Genomic DNA, 15,836 nt, shown 5'->3' with positions numbered 1-15,836 from the left:
GCGCGTGAGGGCGGACGATTTGCGTCGCTGTGAGGTGGTCTCGGCGGCTGGTGGTCGACCTCGACGCCACTACGGCCAAGGGCCGCACACCCCGCTGGCGATAACCGTCGGCGCCCGCCCGGGTCACACGTCTACCCTACTCTAACGTGACAGTAGGCTCGACGCGGACCCCTGAACAGGAGATGGCTTTGACGGACGTGCAGACACGCGACGAAGAACGAGAGCGTCAGTATCTGGCCGAGACGGTGCGTCTACTGAAACGGGAGCTGGAGCGGCTCGGCGCCTCCATCGACCGGACCGCCAAGACCATCCAGGAGCAGAAGGAGTTCATGTGGGAGAACTGGCGCGACATGGACTTCGCCGAGAAGGCCGCCATGCGCACGGAGGTCAACACCTCGGTCGGCGTGGGCGACAGTGCCGTGACGGTGCGCCGGCATGTTGAGCGCCTGCTGGAGTCGCCCTACTTCGGCCGGGTCGACTTCCGCAGGGCGGACGACGGGGAGGGAAAGGGCCACTACATCGGCGTCCATGACTTCTCGGACCCGGAGACACAGGAGATCCTGGTCCACGACTGGCGGGCCCCGGTCTCCAGCCTCTACTACGACTTCGAGTTGGGCGAGGCGCATTTCGAGGCCCCGACGGGGACCGTCCACGGAACGATCACGGGCAAGCGCCAGTACAAGGTCGCGGGCGATCGCCTCGAGTACATGTTCGACAGCGCGCTGACCATCGGCGACGAGGTCCTGCAGCGGGAGCTGAGCCGGTCCGCCGACGACAGGATGAAGAACATCGTCGCGACGATTCAGCGTGAGCAGAACGAGGTGATCCGCAACGAGTCGGCGAAGGTGCTGATCCTGCAGGGCGTGGCGGGCTCCGGGAAGACGTCGATCGCCCTGCACCGGGTGGCGTTCCTGCTCTACCGATTCAAGGACTCCCTGTCGTCCGACGACGTCATGATCCTCTCCCCGAACAAGGTCTTCGGCGACTACATCGCAGGCGTCCTTCCCGAGCTGGGTGAGGAGCAGATCGCGGAGATCGACTTCGAGAGGATCGCCGACCGGTTCCTCGCCAAGGTGACGGAGTACGAGACCTTCAGCGAGCAGGTGGTCAAGCTGCTCGACGGGGCGGAGGCGGCGGCGGCGGAGCGGATGCGTTTCAAGGCGACGCCGCAGTTCGTTACCCAGCTCGATGCGTGGCTGGCCGCGCGGGGGGACGAGGACTTCACCCCGCGGCAGATCGAGCAGCGGAACAAGCGGCTGTCGGAGGAGTGGGTCGCGGACGCCTTCGCGGCCTCGCGTGGACTGCCCGTCTTCACCCGGCTCGATCTTCTCGCCGAGAACGCCGCGAACACGTTGCGCCAGCAGGTGCTGGACAAGGGCGGCAAGTGGTCGGCGGCGGACACCAACGGCATCCGCAAGCAGGTGCGCGCCATGTTCCCGCACAAGGACGCGTTCGCCCTGTACAAGGCGTTCTACCAGGACCCCGGGCACCCCGAGCGCAGGGGCCTGTTCAAGCCGCTGGGCCGCAAGAAGATCGAGTACGCGGACGTCTTCCCGCTGGTCTACACCATGATCAGGACGTCCCGGCAGGAGGGCTACGGCCACATCCGGCACCTCCTGGTGGACGAGATGCAGGACTACACGCCCGTCCAGTACGCGGTGCTGCGCGCGCTGTTCTCCTGCAAGATGACGATCCTCGGGGACGCCAACCAGAAGGTGAACCCGTTCAGCTCCTCGTCGCTGCCGGTCATCCGCGACATCTTCCCGGAAGCGGACTGTCTGGAGCTGTGCAAGAGCTACCGATCCACGACCGAGATCACGGATTTCGCCCAGCACATCTCGCGCAACGACAAGCTCGTCCCGATCGAGCGGCACGGGCTGCCACCGCAGGTCGCCGCCGCCGCGGACCACAAGGCGCAGGAAGCGGAGATCTTGGCGCTGGTCGAGCGGCACCGGCGAAGCGAGTACCGCTCCCTCGGCATCGTCTGCAAGACCGTCGCGCAGGCGGAGGAGCTGTACCGGACCCTGTCGGCGGCGGGCGTCGAGCTGACCTTCCTCGACTACGAGAGCACGGAGTTCAACGCCGGCACCGTGATCACTTCGGCGCACATCGCCAAGGGGCTGGAGTTCGACGCCGTGATCGTCCCGGACGTGGACGACACGAACTACGCCACCGAGATGGACAAGTGCATGCTCTACATCGCCTGCACCCGGGCCATGCACGAGCTCCACCTGACCCACGTCGGACCGATCTCGCGCTTCTTGGAGTTCACCAAGGAGCCCGGGAGCCGCCTCGGTGTCGTCGAGGCGGAGACGGCGGAAACGCTCGATCGCGCGATCCCTGCCCGAGTGGGCTGAGCTCGGCAAGGAGCAGCACCGGCAGGTGAGTGCCCGTCTCGGGTGATGCTCGGCACCCCTTTCATCTGCGGGTACAGGGCGCGGTGGCTCGGGCACTCCTCGCCGGCGATCACCCTCGGTTACTATGCTCACTTCATGCCGGAGGCCGGCAGCAAGGGGCGGACGGCCCTTGACCGACTGCTGGAGAGGCAGGGAGATTTGCATGCCAGTCGGAACTCCCCAGATTCTCCCCAGGGCGGACGACGCGCAATTCCCGCTGCTGGGCACCTCCGAGGTCGACCGTGGATTGCAAGGTCAATGAAGTGGGTGGCCTGAGAAAATGCTGAGAGAGGTCACCGCAACCCGCTACATCACACCCCTGCGCTCCGGCGGCTCCGTCCCCGCCGTCGTCGAGGCCGACGACCTGGGCACGTACGTCGTGAAGTTCACCGGCTCCGCGCAGGGCCGCAAGGCGCTGGTCGCCGAGGTGATCGTCGGGGAACTGGCGCGGGCGCTGGGGCTGCGCTTCCCGGAGCTGGTCCTGGTGCACTTCGACCCGGCGATCGCCGGGGACGAGGAGCACCAGGAGGTACGTGATCTGCACACGTCCAGCGGCGGCGTCAACCTGGGGATGGACTACCTGCCGGGCGCGCGGGACCTCACGCCGGAGGTCGCGAAGACCTTCCGGGTCGATCCGCTGGAGGCGGGACGGATCGTCTGGCTCGACGCGCTGACCGTGAACGTCGACCGTACGGTGCACAGCTCGAACCTGGTGATCTGGCCGACGCTCGGCATCGCGCCGCCCCGGCTCTGGCTCATCGACCACGGGGCGGCCCTGGTCTTCCACCACCGCTGGGATCTGTCGGCGCCCGAGAAGTCGTACGACTTCCGCCACCACGCCCTCGGGCACTACGCGCCCGACGTACGGGCCGCGGACGCCGAGCTGGCGCCCAAGGTGACCGAGGAGCTGCTGCGCGAGATCGTGTGGGAGGTACCGGACGCCTGGCTGATCGGCGAACTGGACTTCGCCACGCCCGAGAAGGTCCGGGAGGCGTACGTCGGCTACCTGCACGCGCGCGTGCAGGCGTCCGGCGCCTGGCTGCCCACCGACTTCCCCACCCGGGAGGAGATCGCCGCCGAGGAGGCCCTGCGCGCGGCGCGGACACAGCAAGGCAGGCCGAAGTGGCTCAAGCAGGTCCCCGACCTGCACGGCAGACCGGCCGTGGAACAGGATGGGTCGGTGCACCTGGGATGACGTCCGGGATCCAGCACGTACGGGAGAACCAGCACGTCCAGATCGAGTACTGCACCCAGTGCCGGTGGCTGCCGCGCGCGGCCTGGCTGGCACAGGAGCTGCTGACGACCTTCGAGGCCGAACTGACCGAGCTGTCCCTCAAGCCCGGCACGGGCGGTGTCTTCGTCGTCCGCGTGAACGACGAGGTGGTGTGGGACCGGCGGGAGCAGGGCTTCCCGGAACCGACGGCCGTGAAGAAGGCCGTACGCGACCGAGTGGCCCCGGGGAAGTCCCTGGGCCACTCGGACAGGTGACGCGTCAGCCCTTGAGCTGCTCGTACGCCGGCAGCGTCAGGAAGTCGGCGTAGTCCTCGTCGAGGGAGACCTTCAGCAGCAGGTCGTGGGCCTGCTGCCAGTTGCCGGCCGCGAAGGACTCCTCGCCGATCTCGGCGCGGATGTTCACCAGCTCCTCGGCGGCGACCTTGCGGGCCAGCTCGGCGGTGACCTGCTCGCCGTTGTCCAGGACGACACCCGCGTTGATCCACTGCCAGATCTGCGAGCGGGAGATCTCGGCGGTGGCCGCGTCCTCCATCAGGTTGAAGATCGCCACCGCGCCCAGGCCGCGCAGCCAGGCCTCGATGTAGCGGATGCCGACCTGCACGGCGTTCACCAGACCCGCGTACGTCGGCTTGGCGTCGAGGGAGTCGATGGCGATCAGGTCCTCGGCCTTGACCTCGACGTCCTCGCGCAGCCGGTCCTTCTGGTGGGGCCTGTCGCCGAGGACCTTGTCGAAGGACTCCATGGCGATCGGGACCAGGTCCGGGTGGGCGACCCAGGAGCCGTCGAAGCCGTCGTTCGCCTCGCGGTCCTTGTCGGCCCGGACCTTCTCGAAGGCGACCTTGTTGACCTCGGGGTCCTTGCGGGACGGGATGAAAGCCGCCATGCCGCCGATGGCGTGCGCGCCACGCTTGTGGCAGGTGCGGACGAGGAGTTCGGTGTACGCGCGCATGAACGGGGCGGTCATGGTCACCGCGTTGCGGTCCGGAAGCACGAACTTCGGGCCGCCGTCGCGGAAGTTCTTCACGATGGAGAACAGGTAGTCCCAACGGCCCGCGTTCAACCCGGAGGCGTGGTCGCGGAGTTCGTAGAGGATCTCCTCCATCTCGTACGCGGCCGTGATCGTCTCGATCAGGACGGTGGCGCGGATGGTGCCCTGCGGGATGCCGACGTAGTCCTGTGCGAAGACGAACACGTCGTTCCAGAGGCGGGCCTCCAGGTGCGACTCCGTCTTCGGCAGGTAGAAGTACGGGCCCCTGCCCAGGTCCAGCAGGCGCTGGGCGTTGTGGAAGAAGTACAGGCCGAAGTCGACGAAGGCGCCCGGGACCGGTGTGCCGTTCGCGTCGACGAGGTGACGCTCGTTCAGGTGCCAGCCGCGCGGGCGCATGACGACGGTCGCCAGCTCCTCATCGGCCTTGAGCGCGTACGACTTGCCCGACCCGGGGTCCGTGAAGTCGATGGTCCGGGTGTAGGCGTCGATCAGGTTGAGCTGGCCGAGGACGACGTTCTCCCAGGTGGGGGCGGATGCGTCCTCGAAGTCCGCGAGCCAGACCCTCGCGCCCGAGTTGAGGGCGTTGATGGTCATCTTCCGGTCGGTGGGGCCGGTGATCTCGACCCGGCGGTCGTTCAGCGCGGCCGGGGCGGGCGCCACACGCCAGGTGGGGTCCTCGCGGATCTGTGCGGTCTCCGGGAGGAAGTCGAGGGCGGAGGTGCGGGCGATCTCGGCGCGGCGTTCCGCGCGGCGGGCGAGGAGTTCGTCACGCCGGGGCGTGAACCGGCGGTGCAGCTCGGCCACGAAGGCGAGCGCCGCGTCGGTGAGGACCTCCTCCTGCCGGGGCAGGGGCTCGGCGTCGACGATGGCCAGCGGAGACGGCGCTGGTGCGGACATGAGCTGTCACTTCCTTCAGCGGTGGCACCGGTGGCACCAGGTGCCAGGAGGCACGAATGGGGTGTATCGCACCCGTTGTGCGGTCGGGTGCTTCTGGTCAGTGGATATTAGTTTTCTCATCGTGGAACTTCAATGGTTTGTTGATGTCGAGATTCTCTGAGTCGAGGCAAGGTGGCGCTGCGTGCCACCCCGTTCACTCAAGGTGGCTCAGGTCGGCCGCCGTGTCGATGTCGTACGGCCGCGCCACGTCACCGCACTCCACGAGACGGATCCCGGCCGCGTGTTCCTTCAGGTACGCGCGTGCCCCCTGGTCGCCGGTCGCAGTCGCCGCGATGTCCACCCAGTGCGCGGCGCCGAAGAGCACGGGATGGCCGCGTACGCCGTCGTAGGCGGCCGAGACCAGCGAGGACTCGTCCCTGTAGGCGGCCAGGACGCGAGCGACCGCCTCCGGGCCGATCCCGGGCTGGTCGACGAGCGACACCAGCGCGGCCCGCGCTCCCGTGCCGACGAGCGAGTCCAGCCCGACGCGCAGCGAGGAACCCATGCCCTGCTCCCACTCCGGGTTCTCCACCAGCACACAGCCGGACAGCTCCGCCCGCTCCCGTACGACGTCGGCGCGCGCCCCCAGGACGACGTGCACGCGGGCGCATCCGCCCGCGCGCAGCACCGCGACGGCGTGTTCGATCAGCGGGTGGCCCCGGTGTTCGAGCAGCGCCTTGGGCCGGCCGCCGAGCCGGCGTCCACCGCCCGCGGCCAGCAGCAGTGCGGCGACCGGGCGTTCGTTCTGATCCGTCATGGGTCCCTGCATACCTGACACCGCGGGGGCCGCGCGGTGTCCATGGACTGAATTTCGGTCCCCGTGGTGGCGGATCCGCACCCGGTGGCGTTTACTGGCCCGCGTCCCCCGGCGCACGACCCGCGTCACGGGGGCGCATGGGGGAGCAGGGCGTGACTGTGCACCACGACGTGCCAGGGGGGAGCTGTGTTGCGGAGCTTGGGGCAGAGGCGAGTGACCGGCAGCGACGAGGACCCGAGGGTGGCGGAACTGCGGACCGCGGTGTCCCGGCTGCGCCGTGAACTGGCCGCGCACCCCGTGGAGTTCCCCGACCGTGCCGTCGCCGAGGACGAACTCGCGGCGCTCGCCGCGATGACCGCCGACGGCCCGCCCGAGGTGCCGCGACTGCGCCGGTCCCTGCTGCTGATCGCCGGGGCGATCGGGTCGGTGAGCGCGCTGTCGCGGGGGCTGTCTCAGGTGCGGTACGCGGTGGAGCTGTTCGGGGAGCCGCCGCGGCGCTGAGGCCCTCAGGGGGCCTCAGGCGGGCCTGGTCGGCGGCGCTCGGGTGGGGTCTGGTCGGCGGCGCTCGGGTGGGGCCAAGTCAGCGGCCCTCAGGGGGCCCGGTCGGCTGAAGCCCCTCAGGGGATCCATCAGCCGAAGCCCCCCATGACAGTCAGGCGCCCGAGCTGGCCAGTACCTCCGACAGCTCCGTCGCCACCTGCTGGAGCACCGGCACGATCCGGTCCGTCGCCGCCTCCGTCACCCGGCCCGCCGGGCCCGAGATGGAGATGGCGGCGGCGGTGGGGGAGTCGGGCACCGACACCGCAAGGCACCGGACGCCGATCTCCTGCTCGTTGTCGTCGACGGCGTACCCGAGCCGGCGGACGTCGTCCAGCGCCGCGAGGAAGCCCTCCGGCGTGGTGATCGTCTTCTCCGTCGCGGCGGGCATGCCGGTGCGGGCCAGCAGGGAGCGCACCTCCTCGTCCGGGAAACCGGCGAGCAGCGCCTTGCCCACGCCCGTGGAGTGCGGCAGGACACGCCGGCCCACCTCGGTGAACATGCGCATCGAGTGCTTGGACGGCACCTGGGCGACGTAAACGATTTCGTCCCCGTCGAGCAGCGCCATGTTGGCCGTCTCGCCGGTCTCCTCGACCAGCCGGGCGAGGTAGGGGCGGGCCCAGGTGCCGAGGAGGCGGGAGGCGGACTCGCCGAGCCGGATCAGGCGGGGGCCGAGCGCGTAGCGCCGGTTGGGCTGCTGGCGGACGTACCCGCACGCGACCAGGGTGCGCATCAGCCGGTGGATGGTCGGCAGCGGCAGCCCGCTGCTCGCGGAGAGCTCGCTCAGGCCGACCTCGCCGCCCGCGTCCGCCATCCGCTCCAGCAGGTCGAAGGCGCGCTCAAGGGACTGGACGCCGCCGTTGGTGGACTTGGCGGCGTCGGTGGTGGCGCTGGACGTCGGCACGGCGCGTTCCTTTCGAGGCTGACAGGAGGGCAGAAGCCTACCCGGCGGCCGGTTGACTCCCCGCTTGTGCGTAGCTACGTTCTGCTTGCTGGAATTGTAATTCCGCTTTGTGGAAATGTCCAGAGTGGGCGTCGTGGGTGCACTGTGAAGAAGTGTGCCCCTTGACGGTGTGCGGGCGGGGAGTGAAGACTCCTTCAACAGAACGTTGAATTCCGTTACGTGGAAGTAAATCCCGTTTCCCGGATGTCACGGGGCCGGGACGGCGGCGAGGAGAGGGGTCCGGGTGTCCGACGCTGAACTGGTGCTGCGCTCGACGCGCGTCATCACGCCCGAGGGGACGCGCCCTGCGTCCGTCGCGGTCGCCGACGGGAGGATCACCGCCGTCCTGCCGTACGACGCCCCGGTCGAGGCCGCCCGGGTGGAGGACTTCGGCGACGACGTCCTGCTGCCCGGCCTGGTCGACACCCACGTGCACGTCAACGACCCCGGCCGCACCGAGTGGGAGGGCTTCTGGACCGCCACGCGCGCCGCGGCGGCCGGTGGCATCACCACCCTCGTCGACATGCCGCTCAACTCCCTCCCGCCGACCACGACGGTCGACCACCTCCGCACCAAGCAGGACGTGGCCCGGGCGAAGGCGCACATCGACGTCGGCTTCTGGGGCGGCGCGCTCCCCGACAACGTCAAGGACCTGCGCCCGCTGCACGACGCCGGGGTCTTCGGCTTCAAGGCGTTCCTGTCGCCGTCCGGCGTGGAGGAGTTCCCGCATCTCGACCAGGACCAGCTCGCCCAGTCGATGGCCGAGATCGCCGCGTTCGGCGGCCTGCTGATCGTGCACGCCGAGGACCCGCACCACCTCGCCGCCGCCCCGCAGCAGGGCGGCCCCAGGTACGCCCACTTCCTCGCCAGCCGCCCGCGCGACGCCGAGGACACCGCGATCGCCCACCTGATCGCCCAGGCGAAACGCCTCCACGCGCGCGTGCACGTGCTGCACCTGTCCTCCAGCGACGCGCTGCCGCTGATCGCCGCGGCCCGCGCGGAGGGCGTGCGCCTCACCGTCGAGACGTGCCCGCACTACCTCACCCTGACCGCCGAGGAAGTCCCCGACGGCGCCAGCGAGTTCAAGTGCTGCCCGCCCATCCGCGAGGCCGCCAACCAGGACCTGCTGTGGCAGGCGCTGGCCGACGGCACCATCGACTGCGTGGTCACCGACCACTCCCCGTCGACCGTCGACCTGAAGACGAACGACTTCGCCACCGCCTGGGGCGGCATCTCCGGCCTCCAGCTGAGCCTGCCGGCCGTCTGGACCGAGGCCCGCAAGCGCGGCCACACCCTGGAGGACGTCGTCCGCTGGATGTCCACGCGGACGGCCGAGCTCGTGGGGCTTGGCCAGAAGGGCGCCATCGAGGCGGGCCGGGACGCCGACTTCGCCGTCCTCGCGCCCGACGAGACCTTCACCGTGGACCCGGCCGCCCTGCAGCACCGCAACCGCGTCACGGCGTACGCCGGGCGCACGCTCAGCGGCGTCGTGAAGTCCACCTGGCTGCGCGGCCAGCGCATCGTGGCGGACGGCGAGTTCACCGACCCGAAGGGGCGACTGCTCACCCGCACCCCCTGAATCCCGACGTCTGAAAGGCAGACCTGATCACCGTGACGGCGATACCCAGCTTCACCGGCGACGCGAGCCCCTACGGAGGCGGCGACCCGTACGCGGACTACCGCACCGCCGACTTCCCCTTCACCCAGTACGCCAACCTCGCCGACCGCCGCCTGGGCGCCGGTGTCATCGCCGCCAACGACGAGTTCTTCGCCGAGCGCGAGAACCTGCTGGTGCCCGAGCGCGCCGAGTTCGACCCCGAGCACTTCGGGCACAAGGGCAAGATCATGGACGGCTGGGAGACGCGGCGCCGCCGGGGCGCGTCCGCCGAGCACCCCTGGCCGACCGCCGAGGACCACGACTGGGCGCTGATCCGCCTCGGCGCGCCGGGCGTGATCCGCGGGATCGTGGTCGACACCGCGCACTTCCGCGGCAACTACCCGCAGTCCGTGTCCGTCGAGGGCGCGTCGGTCCCCGGCTCCCCGTCCCCCGAGGCACTGCTGGCCGACGACGTGAAGTGGACGACGCTGGTCCCGCGCACACCGGTCGGCGGCCACGCGGCGAACGGTTTCGGCGTCTCGGCCGAGCAGCGCTTCACACACCTGCGGGTCAACCAGCACCCCGACGGCGGCATCGCGCGCCTGCGCGTGTACGGCGAGGTGGTCCCGGACCCCGAGTGGCTGTCGGTGCTGGGCACCTTCGACGTGGTCGCCCTGGAGAACGGCGGCCAGGTCGAGGACGCCTCCGACCGCTTCTACTCCCCGGCCACCAACACCATCCAGCCGGGCCGCTCCCGCAAGATGGACGACGGCTGGGAGACCCGCCGCCGCCGCGACCAGGGCCACGACTGGATCCGCTACCGGCTGGTGGCCCAGTCGCAGATCCGCGCGATCGAGATCGACACCGCGTATCTGAAGGGCAACAGCGCGGGCTGGGCGTCGGTGTCGGTGCGGGACGGCGAAGGTGGCGAGGACGGCGAGTGGACCGAGGTGCTGCCCCGCACCCGCCTCCAGCCCGACACCAACCACCGTTTCGTGCTCCCGGCCCCCGCCGTCGGCACGCACGCGCGCGTGGACATCTTCCCGGACGGCGGCATCTCCCGCCTGCGCCTGTTCGGCTCCCTGACGGAGGAGGGCACGACGCGCCTGGCAGCGCGGCACCAGGAGTTGGGTGGCTGACGTCTCGTCCGGGGTGGGGCGGCTGTCGTCCCGTCCGGGGCTGGATGGCTGTTGTCCCGTCCGGGGCTGGATGGCTGTGGCTGTTGTCCTGTCCGGGGCTGGGTGGTTGTTGTCCTGTCCGGAGTGGGGTGGCTGACGTCTCGTCCGGGGTGGGGCGGCTGACGCCCTCGCCGGAGCCGGGCGGCTGACGCCCCATTCGGAAGGAGGCGGTTGACGTCCGCCCGGAACCGGCCGGGCTGGCGTCCGCCCGGAACCGCGGGCGCTGTTCGGTTTGCGGGGCGTGCTGGCCCGGGCAGCGTAGGTGCGCCCCGCGTGGCTCACGCCGCGTGTCCGCCGTCTGACGGTGAACTGGGCGTCGGTGATCGGCGGGGCGCCTGTGAGGCGGGCATGAGCTGGGCGCTGACTACCTCCTCGGACCCGGGCTGGGCGGCGCCGGTGCGCGCCGCGTGGCTCACGCCGCGTGTCCGCCGTCGACCGAGAACTCGGCGCCGGTGACGTACGAGGCGCCCGCGAGGTAGGCGACCATCGACGCCACCTCCTCCGCCGTCCCGAACCGCCCCAGCGCGGTCATCGCCGCCTGACCGGCCGCGTGCGGTCCGTCGGCCGGGTTCATGTCCGTGTCGGTCGGCCCGGGGTGGACGATGTTCGCCGTGATCCCCTGCCCGCCCAGCTCCCTGGCCAGCGCCTTGGTCAGCCCGATCAGCGCCGCCTTGCTGGTCGCGTAGAGCGTCCCGCCGGGCCCCGGCACCCGCTGGGTCATACACGACCCGACGGTGATGATCCGGCCGCCCTCCGTCATCCGCGAGGCCGCCGCCTGCGAGGCCAGGAAGACGCCCCGGACGTTCACCGCGAGAACCCGGTCCACGTCGGCGAGCGACAGGCCCTCCAACGGCCCCAGCACCCCGACGCCCGCGTTGTTCACCAGCACGTCGAGCCCACCGAGCGCCTCCGCCGCACGCTCCACGGCCCCCGCCGCCTCGGCCGCGTCCGCGAAGTCCGCCCGCAGGGCCACCGCCCGGCGCCCCAGCGCCTCGACGGCTCGTACGACGTCCGCTGCCGCCTCCTTGCCGTTCACGTACGTCAGAGCCACGTCGGCGCCCTCCCGCGCCAGCCGCACCGCCGTCGCCGCACCGATCCCGCGGCTACCGCCGGTCACCAGGGCCACCTTGCCTTCGAGGATTGTCCGAGAAGTTGGATCATGCGTCGCCTGAGAAGTCATACGCCCATTCCACCGGCGGCCCCACGAAACCGCTGGCGGCGAACGGACACCGAGGTGGCGCGCCCGGAACTCCTGGCTTCACCTCCCGCGTTCACCCCACGTGACTCTTCAGCAAGAGATCGTCGGCAACGCCATGCAGATGGCGGTCGTCACCCTGCGACCGGGCCAGACCGTGTACTGCGAGGCGGGAAAGTTCCTGTTCAAGACCGCGAACGTGACCATGGAGACCCGCCTGTCCGGCCCATCGGGCGCCGCGGCGGCGGGCATGGGCGGCCTGCTGCGCCAGGCCATGGGCACCGCCACGCAGGTCGGCCAGCGGGCGCTGGCGGGCGAGTCCCTGGCGTTCCAGTACTTCACCGCGCAGGGCGACGAGGGCACCGTCGGCTTCGCGGGCGTACTGCCCGGTGAGATGCGCGCCCTGGAACTCGACGGCACGCGCGCGTGGTTCGCGGAGAAGGACGCCTTCGTGGCCGCCGAGTCCACCGTCGAGTTCGGCATCGCCTTCGAGGGCGGGCGGACCGGCATGAAGGGCGGCGAGGGCTTCATCCTGGAGAAGTTCACCGGGCGCGGCACGGTGATCATCGCGGGCGCCGGCAACTTCATCGACCTCAACCCGGCCGACTTCGGCGGCCGCATCGAGGTCGACACCGGCTGCGTGGTGGCCTTCGAGGAGGGCATCGAGTACGGCGTCCAGCGCGTCGGCGGCCTCAACCGCCAGGGCCTGATGAACGCCGTGTTCGGCGGCGAGGGCCTGTCCCTGGCCACGCTGGAGGGCAACGGCAGCGTCATCCTGCAGTCGATGACCATCGAGGGCCTGGCGAACGCGCTGAAGAAGGCCCAGGGCGGCGACAAGCAGGGCCCCACGGGAGGACTGTTCTCGACGCACGGCGGCTGAGTTTCGCGCGGGCCACCGATGAGTCGCGGGTGCCGATGGGGTCTGACCTGATGAAAGCAGACCCCACTCCCTACGGATCTCCCAGGAAGAAGGCACCCCCATGGGCAAGCTCGTCCTCACCAGCTTCGTCACCCTCGACGGCGTCTACCAGGCCCCGGGCGGCCCCCAGGAGGACACCCGCGACGGCTTCGAGCAGGGCGGCTGGACCGTTCCGTACGCCGACGACGACTTCGGACGGTTCGTCGACGAGGTCTTCCAGCGCGTCGGCGCGTTCCTCCTCGGCCGCCGTACGTACGAGATCTTCGCCTCGTACTGGCCGAAGGTGACCGACGCCGACGACCCGGTCGCCTCCCGGCTGAACACCATGCCGAAGTACGTCGCCTCCGCCTCCCTCACCGACCCCGAGTGGGCCGGCACCACCGTCATCAGCGGTGACCTCGCCAAGGAGGTCACCGCCCTGAAGGAGAACACCGACGGCGAGCTCCAGGTGCACGGCAGCGGCGCGCTCGCCCAGTCCCTGCTCGACCTCGGCCTCGTCGACACCGTGCACCTGCTGACCTTCCCGGTCGTGCTCGGCGCCGGCCGCCGCCTGTTCACCGAGGGCACCGTCCCGACCGCCTTCCGGCACACCGGCGGCCGGATCACCTCGACGGGCGTGTCCATCCAGACGTACGACTTGGCCGGGCGCCCCGAGTACGGCTCGTTCGAGCTGCCCGAGAACGCGTAGGGATTCACGCCGTCAGGCTCACTGCGTCAACTCCCTGAAAACTCACAGGCCTTGACGGCGAACTCCGGCTCCGCCGCCCCCGCGGGCGCCGCCACCACGGCGGTCGGCAGCATCTGCTACGGCGACCTGCCGTCGCAGGCGTACAGCAGGAGCAGGCAGGGGCCCGCACGCCTTCCGGGTCAGCCGGGCCGGCGGCTCTCGGCGGCGGCGAACAGCGCGAACGCCAGCACGACGAGGGCGACGCTCGCGTAGATCCCGTGTCCGTCGAGGAAACCGACCCGCTGAACGAGGCCGATGTGCCAGTCGGTGAACTCGTGCACCAGGCCCATGACGCCCTGCACCAGGGCGATCACTCCGAGGAACTCCAGCAACTGCTTCATGGGCACGACCCTCGCCCCGCGGACCTCCCACCCGCATCGGCCGCGGGGCGAGGCCCGGCCTACCGAAGTCGGTGATCTCCGCCCCGCGACCGCGCCGAAAGTAGCCGGTGCGGCGACTTTGGTCGGCGATCCCGCGCGCGGGGAGGTGGCACGGTCCGGCCCTGCGTAGATTTGCCGACCGTGACAGACGACAGGACGGCACCGGTGGCGCCGGCGTTCGAGGGGCGCCGGTGGCTGTTCCCGTCCGCCCTGGTCCACGCGCTCGACCCGGACGCCGGACGGCCCGGCCGACGGCCCCGGCGCACCGCGCGCGACTGGCTCGTCGACTTCTCCTGCTTCTTCCTGGCCGGCGTCGTCGGCCTGCTGGCCGCGGACTCCATGACCCCGGAGAACACTCCGCGCGCCCTCCTGGTCGTCGACCAGTGGCTCGGCGCGCTGTCCTGCGCCGCGGTGTGGCTGCGCCGCCGCTGGCCGGTCGGGCTGGCGATCGCGATGCTTCCGGCCAACCTCGTCTCCGCCACCGCGGGCGGCGCCGGCCTGGTCGCCTTCTTCACCCTCGCGGTGCACCGGCCGTTCCGGTACGTGGCCTGGATCGGCGGCATCTCCATCGCCGTGATCCCGCTGTTCTTCTGGCTGCGTCCGGAACCCGACCTGCCGTATCCGGTGGCCGTGGCGTTCACCGTGCTGCTCAGCGTCTGCGTCATCGGCTGGGGCATGCTCGTACGGTCCAAACGGCAGCTGATGTTCAGCCTGCGCGACCGCGCCCGGCGCGCTGAGACGGAGGCGCATCTGCGCGCCGAGCAGGCGCAGCGGCTCGCGCGTGAGGCGATCGCGCGGGAGATGCACGACGTGCTGGCCCACCGGCTGACCCTGCTGAGCGTGCACGCCGGCGCGCTGGAGTTCCGGCCGGACGCGCCCCGCGAGGAGGTCGCGCGGGCCGCCGGTGTCATCCGGGAGAGCGCGCACGAGGCCTTGCAGGACCTGCGGGAGATCATCGGCGTCCTGCGGGCGGGCGAGCCCGATGACGCGGGCCGCCCCCAGCCGACGCTCGCCGCCCTGGACGCGCTGGTGGCCGAGTCCCGCGAGGCCGGTACCAAGGTCACCCTCGACGTGCGGGTCACCGACCCGGCCGCCGTCCCCGCCTCGGTCGGCCGCACCGCGTACCGCATCGCCCAGGAGGGCCTGACCAACGCCCGCAAGCACGCCCCCGGCGCCGAGGTCACGGTGTCGGTGACCGGCGCGCCGGGCGACGGCCTCACCCTCAGCGTGCGCAACCCCGCCCCCGAGGGTGACGTCCCGCACGTCCCCGGCTCCGGGCAGGGCCTGATCGGCCTCACCGAGCGCGCGTCGCTCGCCGGGGGACGGCTGGAGCACGGGGCGCGGCCGGACGGCGGCTTCGAGGTGCGGGCCTGGCTGCCGTGGGGTGCGCCCCGCCCCTGAGCGATCACGTATCCTCCCATCCCGCTGCCGGGGAACGGCAGTTGAGCAGTGCACGGCACACCGGAGGACTTCGGCGAGGTCCAGCAGCGGTACCTGCTGCGGCTGGCCGTCACCCGGCCGCTGCTGCTGGTGAGCGCCCCCCGTGGTGATCACCCTGCGTTCCGGGTGGCGTTGGCGGCGGCCAGAGCCGAGATGCGGTCGCGGGTGTGCGCGGCCGGGTGCGGCCCTGTGGTACGTCGGTGAGGTGACGGCGGTGCCGCTGTGCCTGGCGTGCATCACCCTGCCCGACCGGGAGACGACGGCCACGCTGGAACCCTGGTACGGCGCGGTGGTGACGTTGGCGCTCGCCCTGCGACGGTCTGGCTGCCGTTCGTCCTGCGCTTCGCCACCGGCCCGCGATCCGCGGCGGCTTCAACGCCGCCGATGTGCACGCCCTGCTCACCGCCGTCCTGGTGTGGGAGTTCGCGACCCTCACCCTGGCCGCGGGCGGGATACCGCCCGGTCCGCCGCCGATCCAGGTCCTCACCCTGCTCGGCGGTCCTGCCTCGCACCGCGGTGGCCCGTGGGAGACCGGCCGACTGTGCGACCGGTACGGAGTACGGCTGCGGGCCTGATCCTCGCAGGACCGTGCCGACGGTCGGCACGACCG

Annotated in this window: 16 protein-coding genes; 11 read left to right on the top strand and 5 right to left on the bottom strand. The window is 71.0% G+C overall.

The features are described from left to right. Nucleotides 1-197: 197 nt before the first annotated feature. The 3 genes from KWI83_RS17800 to KWI83_RS17790 all read left to right on the top strand — a co-directional run bounded on the left by KWI83_RS17800 (nt 198) and on the right by KWI83_RS17790 (nt 3,884). The gene (locus KWI83_RS17800; protein ID WP_308122101.1) at nt 198-2,357 is read left to right on the top strand and encodes a UvrD-helicase domain-containing protein; all 2,160 of its coding nucleotides are present in this window, start codon (nt 198-200) and stop codon (nt 2,355-2,357) included. 319 nt (nt 2,358-2,676) lie between these two features. Continuing rightward, nucleotides 2,677-3,591 (top strand): HipA family kinase, encoded by a 915-nt coding sequence (locus tag KWI83_RS17795; RefSeq protein WP_218515342.1) that lies wholly within the window; start codon nt 2,677-2,679, stop codon nt 3,589-3,591. Further along, complete coding sequence (locus tag KWI83_RS17790) at nt 3,588-3,884, top strand: SelT/SelW/SelH family protein (protein WP_218515341.1); 297 nt, start codon at nt 3,588-3,590, stop codon at nt 3,882-3,884. Before KWI83_RS17795 ends, KWI83_RS17790 begins: the two co-directional genes overlap by 4 nt. A gap of 4 nt (nt 3,885-3,888) precedes the next feature. Here KWI83_RS17790 and aceB read toward each other — a convergent pair whose 3' ends face one another. Both aceB and KWI83_RS17780 read right to left on the bottom strand, forming a co-directional pair. After that, the gene (gene aceB, locus KWI83_RS17785) at nt 3,889-5,514 is read right to left on the bottom strand and encodes a malate synthase A (protein ID WP_218515340.1); all 1,626 of its coding nucleotides are present in this window, start codon (nt 5,512-5,514) and stop codon (nt 3,889-3,891) included. A 193-nt stretch (nt 5,515-5,707) separates the two neighbouring features. After that, nucleotides 5,708-6,310 (bottom strand): NTP transferase domain-containing protein, encoded by a 603-nt coding sequence (locus tag KWI83_RS17780; RefSeq protein WP_218515339.1) that lies wholly within the window; start codon nt 6,308-6,310, stop codon nt 5,708-5,710. 186 nt (nt 6,311-6,496) lie between these two features. Between KWI83_RS17780 and KWI83_RS17775 the strand changes: the two genes are divergently transcribed. Continuing rightward, nucleotides 6,497-6,811, top strand: coding sequence for a DUF5955 family protein (locus KWI83_RS17775; protein WP_218515338.1), 315 nt, complete (start codon nt 6,497-6,499; stop codon nt 6,809-6,811). Nucleotides 6,812-6,962: 151 nt separating this feature from the next. Here KWI83_RS17775 and KWI83_RS17770 read toward each other — a convergent pair whose 3' ends face one another. Further along, the gene (locus KWI83_RS17770) at nt 6,963-7,751 is read right to left on the bottom strand and encodes an IclR family transcriptional regulator (protein WP_218515337.1); all 789 of its coding nucleotides are present in this window, start codon (nt 7,749-7,751) and stop codon (nt 6,963-6,965) included. 283 nt (nt 7,752-8,034) lie between these two features. Here KWI83_RS17770 and allB point away from each other — a divergent pair, with 283 nt between their 5' ends. Next, a complete protein-coding gene (gene allB / locus KWI83_RS17765) occupies nt 8,035-9,369 on the top strand; it encodes an allantoinase AllB (protein WP_218515336.1) in 1,335 nt (444 codons plus the stop codon). Nucleotides 9,370-9,401: 32 nt separating this feature from the next. Further along, nucleotides 9,402-10,526 (top strand): allantoicase, encoded by a 1,125-nt coding sequence (gene alc / locus KWI83_RS17760; protein ID WP_218515335.1) that lies wholly within the window; start codon nt 9,402-9,404, stop codon nt 10,524-10,526. Nucleotides 10,527-10,977: 451 nt separating this feature from the next. On the opposite strand, the gene KWI83_RS17755 is transcribed toward alc, so the two are convergent. Continuing rightward, nucleotides 10,978-11,745: an SDR family oxidoreductase gene (locus KWI83_RS17755; RefSeq protein WP_218515334.1), complete on the bottom strand. Its 768-nt coding sequence runs from the start codon at nt 11,743-11,745 to the stop codon at nt 10,978-10,980. 100 nt (nt 11,746-11,845) lie between these two features. Here KWI83_RS17755 and KWI83_RS17750 point away from each other — a divergent pair, with 100 nt between their 5' ends. Both KWI83_RS17750 and KWI83_RS17745 read left to right on the top strand, forming a co-directional pair. After that, nucleotides 11,846-12,640, top strand: coding sequence for an AIM24 family protein (locus KWI83_RS17750; protein ID WP_218515333.1), 795 nt, complete (start codon nt 11,846-11,848; stop codon nt 12,638-12,640). A 100-nt stretch (nt 12,641-12,740) separates the two neighbouring features. Further along, nucleotides 12,741-13,367, top strand: coding sequence for a dihydrofolate reductase family protein (locus KWI83_RS17745; protein ID WP_218515332.1), 627 nt, complete (start codon nt 12,741-12,743; stop codon nt 13,365-13,367). Between the two features lie 179 nt (nt 13,368-13,546). Here the strand turns inward: KWI83_RS17745 and KWI83_RS17740 are convergent, their stop codons facing one another. Continuing rightward, complete coding sequence (locus KWI83_RS17740) at nt 13,547-13,747, bottom strand: hypothetical protein (RefSeq protein WP_218515331.1); 201 nt, start codon at nt 13,745-13,747, stop codon at nt 13,547-13,549. Between the two features lie 171 nt (nt 13,748-13,918). On the opposite strand from KWI83_RS17740, the gene KWI83_RS17735 reads away from it, so the two are divergent. The 3 genes from KWI83_RS17735 to KWI83_RS17725 all read left to right on the top strand — a co-directional run bounded on the left by KWI83_RS17735 (nt 13,919) and on the right by KWI83_RS17725 (nt 15,801). Then, nucleotides 13,919-15,187: a sensor histidine kinase gene (locus KWI83_RS17735; RefSeq protein ID WP_218515330.1), complete on the top strand. Its 1,269-nt coding sequence runs from the start codon at nt 13,919-13,921 to the stop codon at nt 15,185-15,187. Between the two features lie 48 nt (nt 15,188-15,235). Beyond that, nucleotides 15,236-15,430 carry a hypothetical protein gene (locus KWI83_RS17730; protein WP_218515329.1) on the top strand — a complete coding sequence of 65 codons (195 nt, stop codon included), beginning with the start codon at nt 15,236-15,238 and terminating at the stop codon, nt 15,428-15,430. Nucleotides 15,431-15,612: 182 nt separating this feature from the next. Continuing rightward, entirely contained in the window at nt 15,613-15,801 is a 189-nt protein-coding gene (locus tag KWI83_RS17725) for a hypothetical protein (RefSeq protein WP_218515328.1), read from the top strand. Nucleotides 15,802-15,836 lie beyond the last annotated feature (35 nt).

The sequence above is a fragment of the Streptomyces sp. TRM70350 genome, from assembly GCF_019219825.1.
In the GTDB taxonomy this organism is placed as follows: domain Bacteria; phylum Actinomycetota; class Actinomycetes; order Streptomycetales; family Streptomycetaceae; genus Streptomyces.
This window is presented reverse-complemented; position numbering and strand designations above follow the sequence as displayed.